The sequence below is a fragment of the Klebsiella michiganensis genome (assembly GCF_002925905.1).
In the GTDB taxonomy this organism is placed as follows: Bacteria; Pseudomonadota; Gammaproteobacteria; order Enterobacterales; family Enterobacteriaceae; genus Klebsiella; species Klebsiella michiganensis.
In genome coordinates this window covers 167,380-181,071 of the sequence record NZ_PRDB01000010.1, presented here as the reverse complement: position 1 = coordinate 181,071, position 13,692 = coordinate 167,380, and the positions used below count along the sequence as shown (strand labels likewise).

Here is a 13,692-nt window from a genome sequence, read left to right as displayed (position 1 = left end):
GAAGCGCCTGCCGTCGCCCCCATATATCTATACAAATATCGATTAAAGAGACTTGCTCATGTCCGCACAGAATATTGTCAATATTACCGAAGCTAACCTACACCAGACGCTACAGCAGTCCGCGACAACGCCGGTGCTGTTCTATTTCTGGTCCGCGCGCAGCCAACATTGCGAGCAGCTGACGCCGGTGCTGGAGAGCCTCGCCGCCCAGTACAACGGCCTGTTTACCCTCGCTAAAGTTGACTGCGATGCCGAACAAATGCTGGCTTCGCAGTTTGGCCTGCGCGCAATCCCTACGGTTTACCTGTTCCAGAACGGTCAGCCGGTCGACGGCTTCGAAGGCCCGCAGCCGGAAGAAGCGGTGCGCGCGCTGCTGGATAAGTTCCTGCCGCGCGAAGAGGAGCTCAAAGCGCAGCAGGCGCTGGCGCTGATGGAGGAAGAGAACTACGCCGAAGCGCTGCCGCTGCTGAAAGACGCCTGGCAGCTGTCGAACCAGGAGAGCCAGATTGGCCTGCTGCTGGCGGAAACGCTGATTGCCCTGCACCGTTCCGATGAAGCGGAAACGGTGCTGAAAACCGTGCCGCTGCAGGATCAGGATACCCGCTATCAGGGACTGGTGGCGCAGATCGAACTGCTGAAAAAAGCCGCCGACACGCCGGAAATTCAGCAACTGCAGCAGCAGGTAGAGCAGAACCCGGAAGACGCGGCGCTGGCCTCCCAGCTGGCATTACAGCTGCATCAGGTTGGGCGTAACGAAGAGGCGCTGGCGCTGCTGTTCAGCCATCTGCAAAAAGATTTAGGCGCCGGAAACGGCGAGGTTCGCAAGCTGCTGCAGGAGATCCTCTCCGCCCTCGGCACCGGCGACGCGCTGGCCGCGAAGTACCGCCGCCAGCTCTACTCTCTGCTTTATTAATCGTAAAAAACCCGGCTCGCGCTGCGCTTAGCCGGGCTACAGATTCCCCGCCGTCTGCGGGACGGTAGCCCGGACAGGCGCGTTCAGCGCCGCCTCCGAGGAAAAAACTTACGCGCGTTTTTTCAGCTGCGTCACCACCAGCTGATGGCGAGCATTAAAGAACTTCAGGTAGGTCAGATACCCGGCGATAATCGTTGACAGGCTGGCGGTCGACAGCAGCATAAACGTCACCATAATCTGGTACTTAATCGCTTTTACCGGATCAATCCCGGCGAAAATCAGCCCCGACATCATCCCCGGCAGGCTCACCAGCCCCACCGTTTTCGCCGAATCTACCGTCGGGATCAGCGCGGCGCGAATGCTATCGCGGATAAGCCTTGCGGAAGCCATCTTCGGCGTCGCGCCCAGGCTCAGCTTCTCCTGGATCTGCTGCTGCTCGCTGCTGAAACGCTGCCCCATGTTGTTGTAGCACAGCCCGACCGCCACCATCGCGTTACCGGCCACCATCCCGGCAATCGGAATCACCTGCATCGGCACAAACGCAATCGATCCGGAAAAAACCAGCACCGCCAGGGTTAATCCGGCGCCGGTGGTTATCGCGATAAACGAAGAAACAAAGGCTTTATCGATATATTTGCTGCGCTTTTTCGCATTCCACGCCGCGTTAAAGCAGATAAACAGCACCATCAGCAGCGTCAGCACGGCGTGATTAACGTTAAAGATATATTTCAGCACATAGCCGACGATAATCAGTTGCACAATCGCCCGGCAGATACTCCAGATAATATCTTTTTCCAGCGCCAGCTTTTCCCGGTAGCTGACCACGATCGCCACCAGCACCAGAACCATGGAGAGCGCCAGCGATTCGTTAGTAATATTATGCCCGTTCATTTTTTTTCTCCTCCTGCGCTTTTCCGCCGGCAGGCTTTAGGGTAATCACTTCATCCGCATGGGCAATTTCATTGCTATCGTGAGTGACCCACAGAACGGCGATATTTTTTTCGGTCGTGTAGCGATGGATAATCTCATTCACGTTTTTTTTATTGCTCTCGTCCAGCGCGCTGGTAATTTCATCGAGCAGCAGCACCTGCGGTAAAAACTGCAGATTGCGAATCAACGAAACGCGCTGCTTTTCCCCGCCCGAAAGTTCATTGATTGACTTTTCCAGCGTATTCTCCGCCAGCCCGAAGCGCAGCAGATCGGCGACCAGCGCGTTGGGATCCGGCTGTTGATGACGGATCTGCCACGGGAAGACCAGGTTGTCATACACTGAATCGCCGAACAGCGCCGGGGTTTGCGCGCAGTAGGAAACCTGCTGACGATAGGTTTCCGGCGTTAAGTCATTAATGTTTTTACCGGCGAAGAAAATGCTTCCCGCGGTGGGGCTCAGCAGCGAAGCGATTATTTTTAATAACGTGCTTTTTCCGCAGCCGGAAGGGCCGGTAATCAGCTTAAATTCCCCTGCCCTGAGCTGAAAACTCATCTCATTAAGGATGGTCACTCCATCGGCCTGAAAACCCACATTGTCCAGGCGCAAAATAGCGTTACTTTCGGTCATTATTATTCCCAGTTTTTCGACAACGCCTCTAGTTTACTCCACTTTTCTTTCACCCGGATGCGCGGAAAGATATACTCTGGTTAAACGCGCGCCACTCTCCCGGCGCATCAACAGGCAACAAGACAGGAGGTTTTTGATGCTGATTTTTATCCCCATTCTTATTTTCGTCGCGCTGGTTATCGTCGGAGCGGCGGTAAAAATCGTTCCTCAGGGCTACCAGTGGACGGTAGAGCGCTTTGGCCGCTATACGCAAACGCTGCAGCCGGGGATGAGCCTGGTGGTGCCCTTTATGGATCGTATCGGGCGCAAAATTAATATGATGGAGCAGGTGCTCGATATCCCTTCGCAGGAGGTGATTTCGCGCGATAACGCCAACGTCACCATTGATGCGGTGTGCTTTATTCAGGTCATCGACGCGCCGAAAGCCGCCTATGAAGTCAGCAACCTCGAGCTGGCGATTATCAACCTGACTATGACCAACATTCGTACCGTGCTGGGCTCCATGGAGCTGGACGAAATGCTCTCCCAGCGCGACAGCATCAACACCCGCCTGCTGCATATTGTCGATGAAGCGACCAACCCGTGGGGCATCAAAATCACCCGCGTTGAGATCCGCGACGTACGCCCGCCGGCGGAGCTTATCGCCTCAATGAACGCCCAGATGAAAGCCGAGCGCACCAAGCGCGCCTATATTCTTGAGGCCGAAGGGATACGTCAGGCGGAAATTTTAAAAGCCGAGGGCGAGAAGCAGTCGCAGATCCTCAAAGCCGAAGGCGAGCGTCAGTCGGCGTTTTTACAGGCAGAGGCGCGCGAACGTTCCGCGGAAGCCGAAGCGCGCGCTACGCAGATGGTCTCATCCGCTATCGCCTCCGGCGACATTCAGGCCATCAACTACTTTGTCGCGCAGAAATATACCGATGCGCTGCAGCAAATTGGCGCGGCCAACAACAGTAAAGTGGTGCTGATGCCGCTCGACGCCAGCAGCCTGATGGGCTCCATCGCCGGGATCGGCGAGCTGCTTAAAGAAGGCGCTGGCGCGCAGAAAAAATCATGATCGCGCTGATTCTCGCCCACCCGCATATTTTCTGGCTCAGCCTCGGCGGGCTGCTGCTGGCGGCGGAAATGCTCGGCGGCAACGGTTATCTGCTGTGGAGCGGCATTGCCGGCGTCGTAACCGGGCTGCTGGTCTGGATGCTGCCGTTGAGCTGGGAGTGGCAGGGTACGCTGTTTGCCGTCCTGACTCTGCTGGCGGCCTGGCTGTGGTCGCGCTGGCTACGTAACCGCGTTAAGCGCCAGAAGCCGGCGGACGCTCAGCTTAATCAGCGCGGGCAGCAGCTGCTTGGCCGCCGCTTTACGCTGGAAACGGCGCTGGTTAACGGCCGCGGACACGTCCGCGTGGGCGACAGTTCATGGCCTGTTATTGCCGATGACGACCTCGCGGCGGGCAGCAAGGTTGAAGTGGTCTCCGTCGAGGGGATTACGCTGCGGATCAGGGAGCTCCCTAACGGCCGCTAGGCCTGCACCTTGCGGTGACAGCAGCCTGAGAGATTATCGATGATCGGGCAGTCCGCGCTGTCATCGCCGGGGCAGGAGTCCGCCAGCGCCAGCAGCTGCGTACGCATGCCCTGCAGCTCGCTGATATGCCGCTCAATTTCCGCGACTTTCTCCAGCGTCCGGCGTTTCACGTCGGCGCTGTGCCGCGAGGGATCGTTGAACAGGAATATCAGCTCGCGACACTCTTCCAGATTAAACCCCACCTGGCGCGCCTGGCGCAGCAGGGTCAGTTCATCCAGATGCTGCTGGTTGTAGCTGCGGTAGCCGTTTTCGCTACGCAGCGGCGGCGTCACCAGCCCCTTCTCCTCGTAAAAACGGATCGCTTTGCTGGTTAAGCCGGTCTTTTTCGCCACATCGCTAATATTCATCTTTCCCCCTTGACCTTCCCCTTGCTGGAAGGTTTAACCTTGTTAATACTCGATGAAAGAGTGTGTTCGGTCAATCATTAACCGGAAATTTATTCAGGAGTTATGTATGTCTACCACTATCGACCTCGCGCTTGATGGCCTCTCCTGCGGCCACTGCGTTAAACGGGTGAAAGAGAGTCTGGAGCAGCGTCCCGACGTTGAGCAGGCGGAAGTCACCGTTACCGAAGCCCACGTCACGGGCAGCGCCAGCGCGGAAGCGCTGATTGAGACCATTAAACAGGCCGGATACGGCGCGGAGCTCAGCCACCCAAAGGCTAAACCGCTGGCAGAATCATCAATCCCGCCGGAAGCGCTGACAGCGGCCACCTCTGAGCTTCCGGCAGCCCGTGACGAAGATGACAGCCAGCAGCTGTTAATCAACGGCATGAGCTGCGCCAGCTGCGTATCCCGGGTACAACACGCGCTCGCCGCGGTGCCGGGCGTCTCGCAGGCGCGGGTCAACCTGGCGGAACGCACTGCGCTGGTGATGGGCAGCGCGTCCGCCGCAGAATTAGTCCAGGCCGTAGAGAAAGCGGGCTACGGCGCGGAAGCTATCGAAGACGACCTCGAACGCCGCGAGCGCCAGCAGGAAACCGCCGTCGCCACAATGAAGCGCTTCCGCTGGCAGGCTATCGTCGCCCTGCTGGTCGGTATCCCGGTCATGGGCTGGGGAATGATCGGCGACAATATGATGGTCAGCGATGATAACCGCTCCCTGTGGCTGGCTATCGGTGTTGTCACCCTGGCGGTGATGGTCTTTGCCGGCGGCCATTTCTACCGCAGCGCGTGGAAAAGCCTGAAAAACGGCACCGCGACCATGGATACGCTGGTGGCGCTGGGTACCGGCGTCGCCTGGCTCTATTCAATGAGCGTCAACCTGTGGCCGCAGTGGTTTCCGATGGAAGCCCGCCACCTTTATTATGAAGCCAGCGCGATGATTATCGGTCTGATTAACCTGGGCCATATGCTGGAAGCCCGCGCGCGCCAGCGCTCTTCGAAAGCGCTGGAAAAACTGCTCGATTTAACCCCGCCGTCAGCGAGGGTGGTCACCGACGAAGGCGAAAAAGATCTGCCGCTGGCTGAGGTTCAGGCGGGAATGATCCTGCGTCTGACCACCGGCGATCGCGTACCGGTCGACGGCGTCATTAGCCAGGGCGAAGCCTGGTTCGATGAAGCGATGCTCACCGGCGAGCCGGTGCCGCAGCAAAAAGGCGACGGTGACGCCGTTCATGCCGGGACCGTAGTGCAGGACGGCAGCGTACTGTTTACCGCCAGCGCCGTCGGCAGTCAAACCACCCTGGCGCGCATTATCCGCATGGTGCGCCAGGCGCAGAGCAGTAAACCTGAAATCGGCCAGCTGGCGGACAAAATCTCCGCCGTGTTCGTCCCGGCGGTTGTGGCGATAGCCCTGTTCAGCGCCGCGATCTGGTACTTTTTTGGCCCGGCGCCGCAAATTGTCTATACCCTGGTGATCGCCACTACGGTGCTGATTATCGCCTGTCCGTGCGCCCTGGGGCTGGCAACGCCGATGTCGATTATCTCCGGCGTGGGCCGCGCGGCGGAGTACGGCGTACTGGTGCGCGACGCCGATGCGCTGCAGCGCGCCAGCACTCTCGATACGCTGGTCTTTGATAAAACCGGTACCCTGACCGAGGGTAAACCGCAGGTGGTGGCGATAAAAACCTTTACCGCCATGGATGAGTCCACCGCTCTGCGTCTGGCGGCGTCTCTGGAGCAAGGTTCCAGCCACCCGCTGGCGCGCGCCATTCTCGACAAAGCCGCGGACCAACGCCTGCCTGCGGTAGAAAACTTCCGCACGCTGCGCGGGCTGGGGGTCAGCGGCGAAGCCGAAGGCCGCCGTCTGCTGCTCGGCAACCAGGCGCTGCTTAATGAGCACAAGATTGCAACGGCTGAAATAGAAGACGACATGACCGCCCAGGCGTCACAGGGTGCCACGCCGGTGCTGCTGGCGGTAGATGGTCAGGCGGCGGCGCTGTTCGCCATCCGCGATCCGCTGCGCGAAGATAGCGTGGCGGCATTAGCCAGGCTGCACCGCCAGGGCTATCGTCTGGTGATGCTGACCGGAGATAACCCCACCACCGCCAAAGCTATCGCCAAAGAGGCGGGCATTGATGAGGTGATTGCCGGGGTGCTGCCGGACGGGAAAGCCGATGCGATTAAGCGCCTGCAAAGCGAAGGGCATCAGGTGGCGATGATCGGCGACGGTATCAACGATGCGCCCGCGCTGGCGCAGGCCGATGTGGGGATCGCCATGGGCGGCGGCAGCGATGTCGCCATTGAGACGGCGGCGATTACCCTGATGCGCCATAGCCTGAACGGCGTTGCCGATGCGCTGGACATCGCCAAAGCCACGCTGCGTAATATGAAGCAGAACCTGCTGGGGGCATTTGTTTATAACTCGCTGGGCATTCCGATTGCCGCCGGGATCCTGTGGCCGCTGACCGGCACGCTGCTCAACCCGGTGGTGGCGGGCGCGGCCATGGCGCTCTCTTCGATTACCGTTGTGAGCAACGCCAACCGCCTGCTGCGCTATAAGCCCAAAGCATAAGGCAGCCTCTGGCGAGGGCGAAAACAGGCTTCCCCTCGCCCCCTTCGGGAGAGGGGAAGCCTCAGCCGATTTATCTATTCGAACTCGCGGCCAGGATGCGGAACCGGATAATCAAAATCAACCTTGATCGGCGCCGCATAGCGGCTATTCCACAGCTGGCTGTAAAGCGCGTCCACGCGCGCGGCCATCGACGCATTATTCAGCACCAGCTCAAGGTTGCGTGAGTTATCGAAATAGCCTCCGCTCCAGTTGCTGGTTCCGACCCACGCCGTCGTACCATCGATGGTCATCAGCTTACTGTGTACCACCCTGGCAAAGGGGATAAACCCTCGGCTGGCGGGAGGTATGGTCACCACTTTTAGCTGAACGTTTGGCACCAGAGAGAGACTCTTCAGCCAGAATACCTCCGGCTTTTTCAGGTTCCAGTTCGCCACCATCAGCTCCACCTGTACGCCGCGGGCCGCCGCGCTGCGCAGGGCGTTATCAATGGGCGCATAAAAGGGCCGGCTCCCCTTTTCTCCCCACGCCAGCGGCGCATAGTCCATCACCTGCACCCGGATCCGCGATTTGGCGCTCGCCAGCAGCCGCGGCAGCGCCACCTGCGAATCAATCACCCCGCCCGGGTTATAATCGCGCGGGCTGGCAACCAGATAATTGCCCTGCGGGGCCGACGCTACCGCCTGCCTCGCCGGCTTCGGTACCGGCTTACTCTCCGCCAGCAGAGCTTGCGCCTGCCAGTCCTGATCGAAAATAGCCTGAATCTGCTGCACCGTTTGCGGATCGCTGATGCGCAGACCGGTCTCCTGGATCTGTTCCAGCGCGCGCCAGTCAAAATTCTGGCTACCGACAAAAGCCTCTTTGCCATCCACCAGCAGATACTTGGCGTGAACAATACCGCCGGTCAGCCGATGGAACGGAATCACCCGCAGCTCCAGGTTGGGGATAGCTTTCAGGGCCGTCAGCGTTTCCGGCGTTGAAAGGCCCACGCCCTTCTCCTCCATCAGAAAACGAATTTTTACTCCACGCTCCCCGGCGGCCCGCAGACGTGCCAGAACCCCATCCAGCAGAGAGCCTTTTTCATTCGCCACGTAAAACTGCGCCAGATCGATATGGCTGCGCGCCGCATCGAACATCTGCTGCCAGACTTCGGCGGCATGACGTAAATCGTTATCCTGTAAGGTGGTTTCCTGCGGCGCGTTATACACCAGCTCGTAGCCGGGTATAGAGAACGCCGCCCATACCGGCTGGCTTAACAGCATCCAGCTCCCCGCCAGTGCGCTCATCAGGCGGCCTGCCGGCCACCCGCATTGACCATGTTCAGGCATAGCGCTGCGCCTCGTGGCCTTCCCAGCGTTTGCCGCCCTGCTCCGGACGGCTGACCGGGCTGCCGGCGCGGATCAGCAGCACCTTCAGCAGTTCGTTGATTCGCTCCATGCGGCTTTGCAAATAGTTATTGCCCACCAGGCACAGCAGCGCAATAGCAATGCCCAGGCCGGTGGCATACAGGGCGGTCCCCATACCCGCAGAAACCATGCTGGCATCGGAGACGCCTGAGGCGGAAAGGGCCTTAAAGGTATCCATAATACCGAGGATCGTCCCCAGCAGGCCCAGCAGCGGCGCGGCGGTGACAACGGTTTCAAGCATCCACAGCCCACGCGACATCTGCGGTTTGCTGAGCAGATACTGAGCGTCGATCAGATCGCTCATCGCCTCACGGTCTTCCGCCGTCTGCTTTTTCTCCAGCACCGGCAGAATGAGGGTCAGCGGGAGGCTACTGCGGCCGGTCAGCGATTCCGGCAGATCCGACGCGCGGCGAACGTCCGGCGTCAGCGCCTTTTCAAAGCGCAAAGCCTGACGCTGGGCCCACGAAAAATAGAGGCCGCGTTCAACCAGTATCACCACGGCGATCGCCAGCGCGGCGTACATAACGTAGAAAATAATATCGTGAATCAGATTGGCATCCATCAGAGTGCCCTCCGGTTAATTAAAAGGTTGCTTCCAGCGAGACGCTAAAGGTGCGCTCTTCGCCAACGTTGTAGTACGGGGTACTGGCCTTCACGCCGTCGTAAGCCGCCGCGTTAAAAGTCGTCGAGCGGACGGAGGTCAGGTACTGTTTATCGAACAGGTTATCGATGCCAAAGCGCAGGGTGGCGCTTTTGACAATCTTTTTATCCACCGGCAGATGCACGCCCGCGGCGACATCAAAGACCGTGCGCCCGCCGATTTTTTCGTCGTTGGTCAAATCGCCGTAGAACGAACTGACGTATTTGCCGCCGAAGCTGCCGTAGTAGAGACCATCATCATAGCCCAGCGACGCGTTAAGCATGTTTTTCGGTACGTTTGGCACCGTTTTGCCCGCCGTTGGCAGCGGATGTCCGCCGTTGCTCACAATGTCGTCTTTTTGTTCGGAATGGGTGTAGGTATAAGAGGTGTAGTAGTTGAAGTTGTACGGCAGCTTACCGCTCCACTCCAGCTCCAGACCTTTACTCTCCACGCTGCCGATGTTCATCATTTCGTAGTCACCATCCGCATTGGTGGTCGAAATCTGCCGGTCGGTATAGCGCATATAGAAGAGCGTCGCGCTCAGCAGCATATCTTCGCGCTGAAAACGCCAGCCCAGCTCGTGGTTCCAGCTCAGCTCAGGTTTGGTGCTGATCGAATCGCCGACGTTGTAGAGTACGTAGTTGGGTGGCGTACGCATGTTGCGCGTCAGGTTATAGAACAGCTGATTTTCGCTATCCGGCTTATAGCTGATGCTAAAGTTCGGCAGGAATTCATGGTAGGTCGCCTGGCGTTTTTCCGCAGCGCTATACAGGCTGCCTTTATTATCGCCTTTACGTTCAACATACTGATAAGCCAGCCCGCCCACCAGCGTCCAGTCCGGCGTCACGAACCAGCTGTCCTGAAGCCATACTTTGTGCGCAGGAGTCACCGTGTACTGGTTACGCCCCTGTACCGTATTGCCGTTCGCATCTTTAACCTGATCGGAACCGCCCGGTTTGCCGGAAACGTTCGCCGGGTTGCCATCGTCCTGAATGCTAATAAACGGCTGGGTCTGCGACTGACGCGCGCGCTCGTACCAGTAGCCAATATCCAGGCTGTGTTCGTCGTTAATATCCCACTTCAATTTCGTGGTAACGCCCGGCCGCCAGGTCTGGGTCCACGAAGGCCGGTAATAGGTATTAGAAGTCAGGTTGCTGAGATCGTACTGTCCGGCGGTATCAGACGTATTGGACAGCACCGAGGCCGTTTGTCCGGTAAAGCTGCCGCCGTTACCCCAGTAGTAATAGGGCTGAACGGTCAACGCGAGGTTATCGCGCAGCTGTAAGCGCTGGGCAAAAGAGAGGGTGAAGGTTTCAAACGGATTACGGTTCAGCTTGTAATATTTGCTCAGTTGACCTTTGCTGTTGTAGACCGGGGTGGTCGAGTAGTCCTGACGCGGGTCTTCTTCGAACTGCGCTTTACTCAGGGTGTTATAGTTGCTGTTATCCTGACGGTTATACTTCATGATCAGGTTGCTGCTGTTGCCGTTGCCATCCTCGTACAGCGAGTTCATTTCGAACTTATCGGAATAATTACGCCCCTCCCCGCGCCATTTTTTGGCTTCAGTATGCGAGTACGAGAGCCAGTTGCTAAAACCGTTGTACTCCCCGGTCTCCAGACGAGCGAAAGTTTTGCTGAGGTTATGGCTGCCGAGCGTTTGTTTGACGAAGCCGCCAAACTCCTTTGAGGGACGCTTTGTCACAAGGCCAATATTACCGCCGCTGGAACCAATATGCGGGCCGTCAGCCTCGGAAGAGCCCTGGGTGACAAAGATCTGCTCAAGGTTTTCCGCGTCGCCCAGCAGGTTGGGGTAGACCGCATAGTTGCCCGAGTCGTTAATCGGGATGCCGTCCATCGACAGGCCGATCTGATCCGAGTTCATCCCGCGCATGGTGTAGTCGATACCGCTCAGGCCGCTGGCGTCATTGCTGTTGACGTTCATTCCCGGCGTATATTTCAGCATGTCGATAGCATTGCTGGCGCCGGGGGCTTTTTCCATCGCCTCTTTGGTCAGGGTGGAACGCGCTTTGCCGCTGTCTTCCTGCACCATCAGACCGCCGCCGAGCGATTGCCCCTTAACGTTAATCTCCCCCACGTCGCTGCTTTCCGCCGCCAGTGAGGCCCCCGATAACAGGGCCGACACCACGGCTAACGCAATCCCAGAATAATTAAAGTTTTTCATTTCTTTTCCTGTAAAAACAAATGATTAATTAGGCTTATGGCGCCTGGTAATTAAACGTCGCGGTAAATTTTTTGCTGCTTTGTCCGGCAAAAGCCTCTTCAGGAAAGGGCTTCAGCTGGCTGATGCTTTGCAGGGAACTAAGCGCAGCGCGATTGAGCAGCATGTTCGGCGCCCTGCTGGCAATACCGGAAGCCAGCACTCTGCCGCTGCGGTCAACCTCCAGCCAGACCTCCACGTTGCCCTGCGGACGTTCCAGCGAAGCCTGACGGCCGCTCGGGTAGCGCTTGCGCTGCTCCAGCTCCCGGCGCAGCGCCTGCAGATAGCCGTTTTCCACCGCCTGCGCGTTCGCCTTCGGCGCCGGGGGAGAAGGCGGCGGGGCCGGTTTACTCACCGGACTACGAACGGCGGCGGGCTGCGGAGCCGCGATCGCCTGCGGTTTCGGCGCTTTTTCCTTCACAACCGGTTTGGGCCTGGGTTTGGCTTTCGGTTTAACAACCGGTTTGGCCTGGATAATGGGTTCTGGCGCAGAAACGACGGGTTCAGCGACCGCCTCCGGTTCCGGCTCAGGTTGAATTTGCGGCTGCGGTTCTGGGACAGGCTCCGGCTGCGGCGGTTCGGGTTCAGCCAGCGACAGTTCCATGACCGTATCGTCGTAATGCGGTTTGACCTGCAGCACTGCCTGCTGGCTGACAAACAGTAAACATCCGGCGATGACAAGGGCGGGTAGCCAGCTAACAACGTGACGTGAGCGATAAAGCAGATACATATCACTGCTTCCGTGTGGCAATGGAAATGGAGAAGAAACCACCCTGACGCAGGGTATCCATCACGGCGATCAGGCGTTCCACCGCAACCTCTTTATCGCTGTTCACGATAATGGTGGTGGTTTGGTTTTCCTGCTGCTGTTGCTTCAGGGTATTGACCAGCGCATTCAGGGGCAGCGGCTGGCCATCAAGCTGCAGCTGGTCGCCGGCGCCGAGGGTGATAATGGCTTTTTTTTGCGGTTTAAGCTGTTGGGCGCTGCCGGCCGACGGCAGCTGCGTTTTCAAGCCCAGAGCCGGGATCACATTCAGGCTAATCAGGACAAAGAAAACCAGTAGAAACATCATCACATCGATCATCGGGATCAGCTCGATATGGGCTTTATTCTTTTTAGGCTCACTCCAGTTACGCATGTCACTCCCCCCAAAAATTGAAGGGGCCAATATAGAAGCGTTTTGTTTATTTTTTGTTACAGATTTTTTATTTTATTATCACAACAGAGGAATATTTGAGAAAAAAACACCATAGTCATTCACGTTATAAATGGTCATTCCATTGTTTTTTAATTGATAATTAATTTCAAAACGCCATTACAGAAATGACGAAAAAGAGAACATCAAATTTTTTTGTTATTTTCGTGACATTGCAAAACGCCTCTTCCGTCGCGCACGTTGAGTCCCCTTGCGCCCCAGCCCCCCGCGCGCTAGCATGGCTTCCTCACACTACGGAGCACGTATGGGCCTGTTAAACCGAATAAAAATGCTGTGGCAAGCCGCCGTCGGCTCGTCTTATTCCTGGCCCGCGCTGGATATCACGCTTCCCGGCGAGCGCTATCTGCACCTGGTCGGCAGTATTCATATGGGCACCCGCGACATGTCGCCGCCGCCCGCCAGGTTATTAAAAAAGATCCGCCAGGCCGATGCGCTGATTGTGGAAGCGGATATTAGCGGCAGCGAAACGCCGTTCAGCAACCTCCCCTCCTGTCCGCCGCTGGCGGAACGCCTGAGCGCCTCCCTGCTTGCTGAACTGCAAGAGCGGGCAGGAGAAATGGGGCTGTCCATCGCGCTGTTCGACAGCCAGCCGCTGTGGCAGGTGGCGATGGTATTGCAGGCGACTCAGGCGCAAAAACTGGGGCTAAGGGCGGATTACGGCATTGATTATCAACTGCTGATGGCGGCGCGCGAGAGCAATATCCGCGTGATGGAGCTGGAGGGAGCCGACAGCCAGATAGCGCTGCTGCGGGATCTGCCCGACGGCGGCCTGGCGCTGCTGGAGGATACCCTCACCCACTGGCGCACGAATGCGCGTCTGCTGCAGGTGATGATCGGCTGGTGGCTGGAGCAGCCGCCGTCAACGGGCGCAACCTCGCTGCCGACAACGTTTAGCCAGTCGCTGTATGATGTGCTGATGCATCAGCGCAATCTCGCCTGGCGCGAAACGCTGCTGGCGCTGCCGCCGGGGCGCTACGTGGTTGCCGTAGGGGCGCTTCATTTGTACGGGGAAGGAAATCTGCCGGACATGCTGACGTAAAAAAATGGCCAATATTGCTATTGGCCCGTCAAAGAGGAATTTCATCATTATTATTATTCCGGGGTTCGCGCCCCGGATCGTCTGATTGTCGCTCAAAGTGACCATCACTGCCAATACTATTGCGCAAGATGATACTATTTTTTAGACAGCCGTCGGGCGTATGCTTATGTCACA

General features: G+C 57.8%; 13 protein-coding genes. 5 read left to right on the top strand and 8 right to left on the bottom strand.

Annotation, left to right across the window (positions count from 1 at the left end):
- Positions 1-58 precede the first annotated feature (58 nt).
- The gene (locus tag CDA56_RS20530; RefSeq protein ID WP_014228228.1) at positions 59-913 is read left to right on the top strand and encodes a co-chaperone YbbN; all 855 of its coding nucleotides are present in this window, start codon (positions 59-61) and stop codon (positions 911-913) included.
- Between the two features lie 108 nt (positions 914-1,021).
- Here CDA56_RS20530 and fetB read toward each other — a convergent pair whose 3' ends face one another.
- Together fetB and fetA are read right to left on the bottom strand one after the other, a co-directional pair.
- Positions 1,022-1,804, bottom strand: a complete 783-nt coding sequence (gene fetB, locus CDA56_RS20525; protein WP_004129987.1) for an iron efflux ABC transporter permease subunit FetB — start codon at positions 1,802-1,804, stop codon at positions 1,022-1,024.
- Positions 1,791-2,471, bottom strand: a complete 681-nt coding sequence (gene fetA, locus CDA56_RS20520) for an iron efflux ABC transporter ATP-binding subunit FetA (protein WP_004848402.1) — start codon at positions 2,469-2,471, stop codon at positions 1,791-1,793. The genes fetB and fetA overlap by 14 nt, the downstream gene beginning before the upstream one ends.
- A 136-nt stretch (positions 2,472-2,607) precedes the next feature.
- Here fetA and CDA56_RS20515 point away from each other — a divergent pair, with 136 nt between their 5' ends.
- Positions 2,608-3,525: an SPFH domain-containing protein gene (locus CDA56_RS20515; protein ID WP_004129981.1), complete on the top strand. Its 918-nt coding sequence runs from the start codon at positions 2,608-2,610 to the stop codon at positions 3,523-3,525.
- Positions 3,522-3,986, top strand: coding sequence for an NfeD family protein (locus tag CDA56_RS20510; protein WP_064358005.1), 465 nt, complete (start codon positions 3,522-3,524; stop codon positions 3,984-3,986). The genes CDA56_RS20515 and CDA56_RS20510 overlap by 4 nt, the downstream gene beginning before the upstream one ends.
- Here the strand turns inward: CDA56_RS20510 and cueR are convergent.
- Positions 3,983-4,393, bottom strand: a complete 411-nt coding sequence (gene cueR / locus CDA56_RS20505; RefSeq protein WP_048261479.1) for a Cu(I)-responsive transcriptional regulator — start codon at positions 4,391-4,393, stop codon at positions 3,983-3,985. The genes CDA56_RS20510 and cueR overlap by 4 nt on opposite strands.
- A gap of 106 nt (positions 4,394-4,499) precedes the next feature.
- Between cueR and copA the strand changes: the two genes are divergently transcribed.
- Positions 4,500-7,001: a copper-exporting P-type ATPase CopA gene (gene copA, locus CDA56_RS20500; RefSeq protein WP_103815101.1), complete on the top strand. Its 2,502-nt coding sequence runs from the start codon at positions 4,500-4,502 to the stop codon at positions 6,999-7,001.
- A gap of 74 nt (positions 7,002-7,075) precedes the next feature.
- Here the strand turns inward: copA and CDA56_RS20495 are convergent, their stop codons facing one another.
- From CDA56_RS20495 to CDA56_RS20475, 5 genes are read right to left on the bottom strand one after another with little or no spacing between them, the layout of a single operon-like run.
- Positions 7,076-8,326, bottom strand: coding sequence for a phospholipase D-like domain-containing protein (locus CDA56_RS20495; protein ID WP_025107135.1), 1,251 nt, complete (start codon positions 8,324-8,326; stop codon positions 7,076-7,078).
- A complete protein-coding gene (locus CDA56_RS20490; RefSeq protein WP_004137930.1) occupies positions 8,319-8,966 on the bottom strand; it encodes a MotA/TolQ/ExbB proton channel family protein in 648 nt (215 codons plus the stop codon). Before CDA56_RS20490 ends, CDA56_RS20495 begins: the two co-directional genes overlap by 8 nt.
- 19 nt (positions 8,967-8,985) lie before the next feature.
- Positions 8,986-11,226, bottom strand: a complete 2,241-nt coding sequence (locus tag CDA56_RS20485) for a TonB-dependent receptor family protein (RefSeq protein ID WP_004848383.1) — start codon at positions 11,224-11,226, stop codon at positions 8,986-8,988.
- 34 nt (positions 11,227-11,260) lie between these two features.
- Entirely contained in the window at positions 11,261-11,992 is a 732-nt protein-coding gene (locus CDA56_RS20480; protein WP_102803076.1) for a TonB family protein, read from the bottom strand.
- Position 11,993: 1 nt separating this feature from the next.
- Positions 11,994-12,401: an ExbD/TolR family protein gene (locus CDA56_RS20475; protein WP_004848379.1), complete on the bottom strand. Its 408-nt coding sequence runs from the start codon at positions 12,399-12,401 to the stop codon at positions 11,994-11,996.
- 322 nt (positions 12,402-12,723) lie between these two features.
- Between CDA56_RS20475 and CDA56_RS20470 the strand changes: the two genes are divergently transcribed.
- The gene (locus CDA56_RS20470; protein WP_014228217.1) at positions 12,724-13,518 is read left to right on the top strand and encodes a TraB/GumN family protein; all 795 of its coding nucleotides are present in this window, start codon (positions 12,724-12,726) and stop codon (positions 13,516-13,518) included.
- Positions 13,519-13,692 lie beyond the last annotated feature (174 nt).

Coding starts and splice junctions, on each gene's coding strand:
- CDA56_RS20530 (WP_014228228.1), top strand. CDS start 59: ATGTCCGCACAGAATATTGTCAATATTACCGAAGCTAACCTACACCAG.
- fetB (WP_004129987.1), bottom strand. CDS start 1,804: ATGAACGGGCATAATATTACTAACGAATCGCTGGCGCTCTCCATGGTT.
- fetA (WP_004848402.1), bottom strand. CDS start 2,471: ATGACCGAAAGTAACGCTATTTTGCGCCTGGACAATGTGGGTTTTCAG.
- CDA56_RS20515 (WP_004129981.1), top strand. CDS start 2,608: ATGCTGATTTTTATCCCCATTCTTATTTTCGTCGCGCTGGTTATCGTC.
- CDA56_RS20510 (WP_064358005.1), top strand. CDS start 3,522: ATGATCGCGCTGATTCTCGCCCACCCGCATATTTTCTGGCTCAGCCTC.
- cueR (WP_048261479.1), bottom strand. CDS start 4,393: ATGAATATTAGCGATGTGGCGAAAAAGACCGGCTTAACCAGCAAAGCG.
- copA (WP_103815101.1), top strand. CDS start 4,500: ATGTCTACCACTATCGACCTCGCGCTTGATGGCCTCTCCTGCGGCCAC.
- CDA56_RS20495 (WP_025107135.1), bottom strand. CDS start 8,326: ATGCCTGAACATGGTCAATGCGGGTGGCCGGCAGGCCGCCTGATGAGC.
- CDA56_RS20490 (WP_004137930.1), bottom strand. CDS start 8,966: ATGGATGCCAATCTGATTCACGATATTATTTTCTACGTTATGTACGCC.
- CDA56_RS20485 (WP_004848383.1), bottom strand. CDS start 11,226: ATGAAAAACTTTAATTATTCTGGGATTGCGTTAGCCGTGGTGTCGGCC.
- CDA56_RS20480 (WP_102803076.1), bottom strand. CDS start 11,992: ATGTATCTGCTTTATCGCTCACGTCACGTTGTTAGCTGGCTACCCGCC.
- CDA56_RS20475 (WP_004848379.1), bottom strand. CDS start 12,401: ATGCGTAACTGGAGTGAGCCTAAAAAGAATAAAGCCCATATCGAGCTG.
- CDA56_RS20470 (WP_014228217.1), top strand. CDS start 12,724: ATGGGCCTGTTAAACCGAATAAAAATGCTGTGGCAAGCCGCCGTCGGC.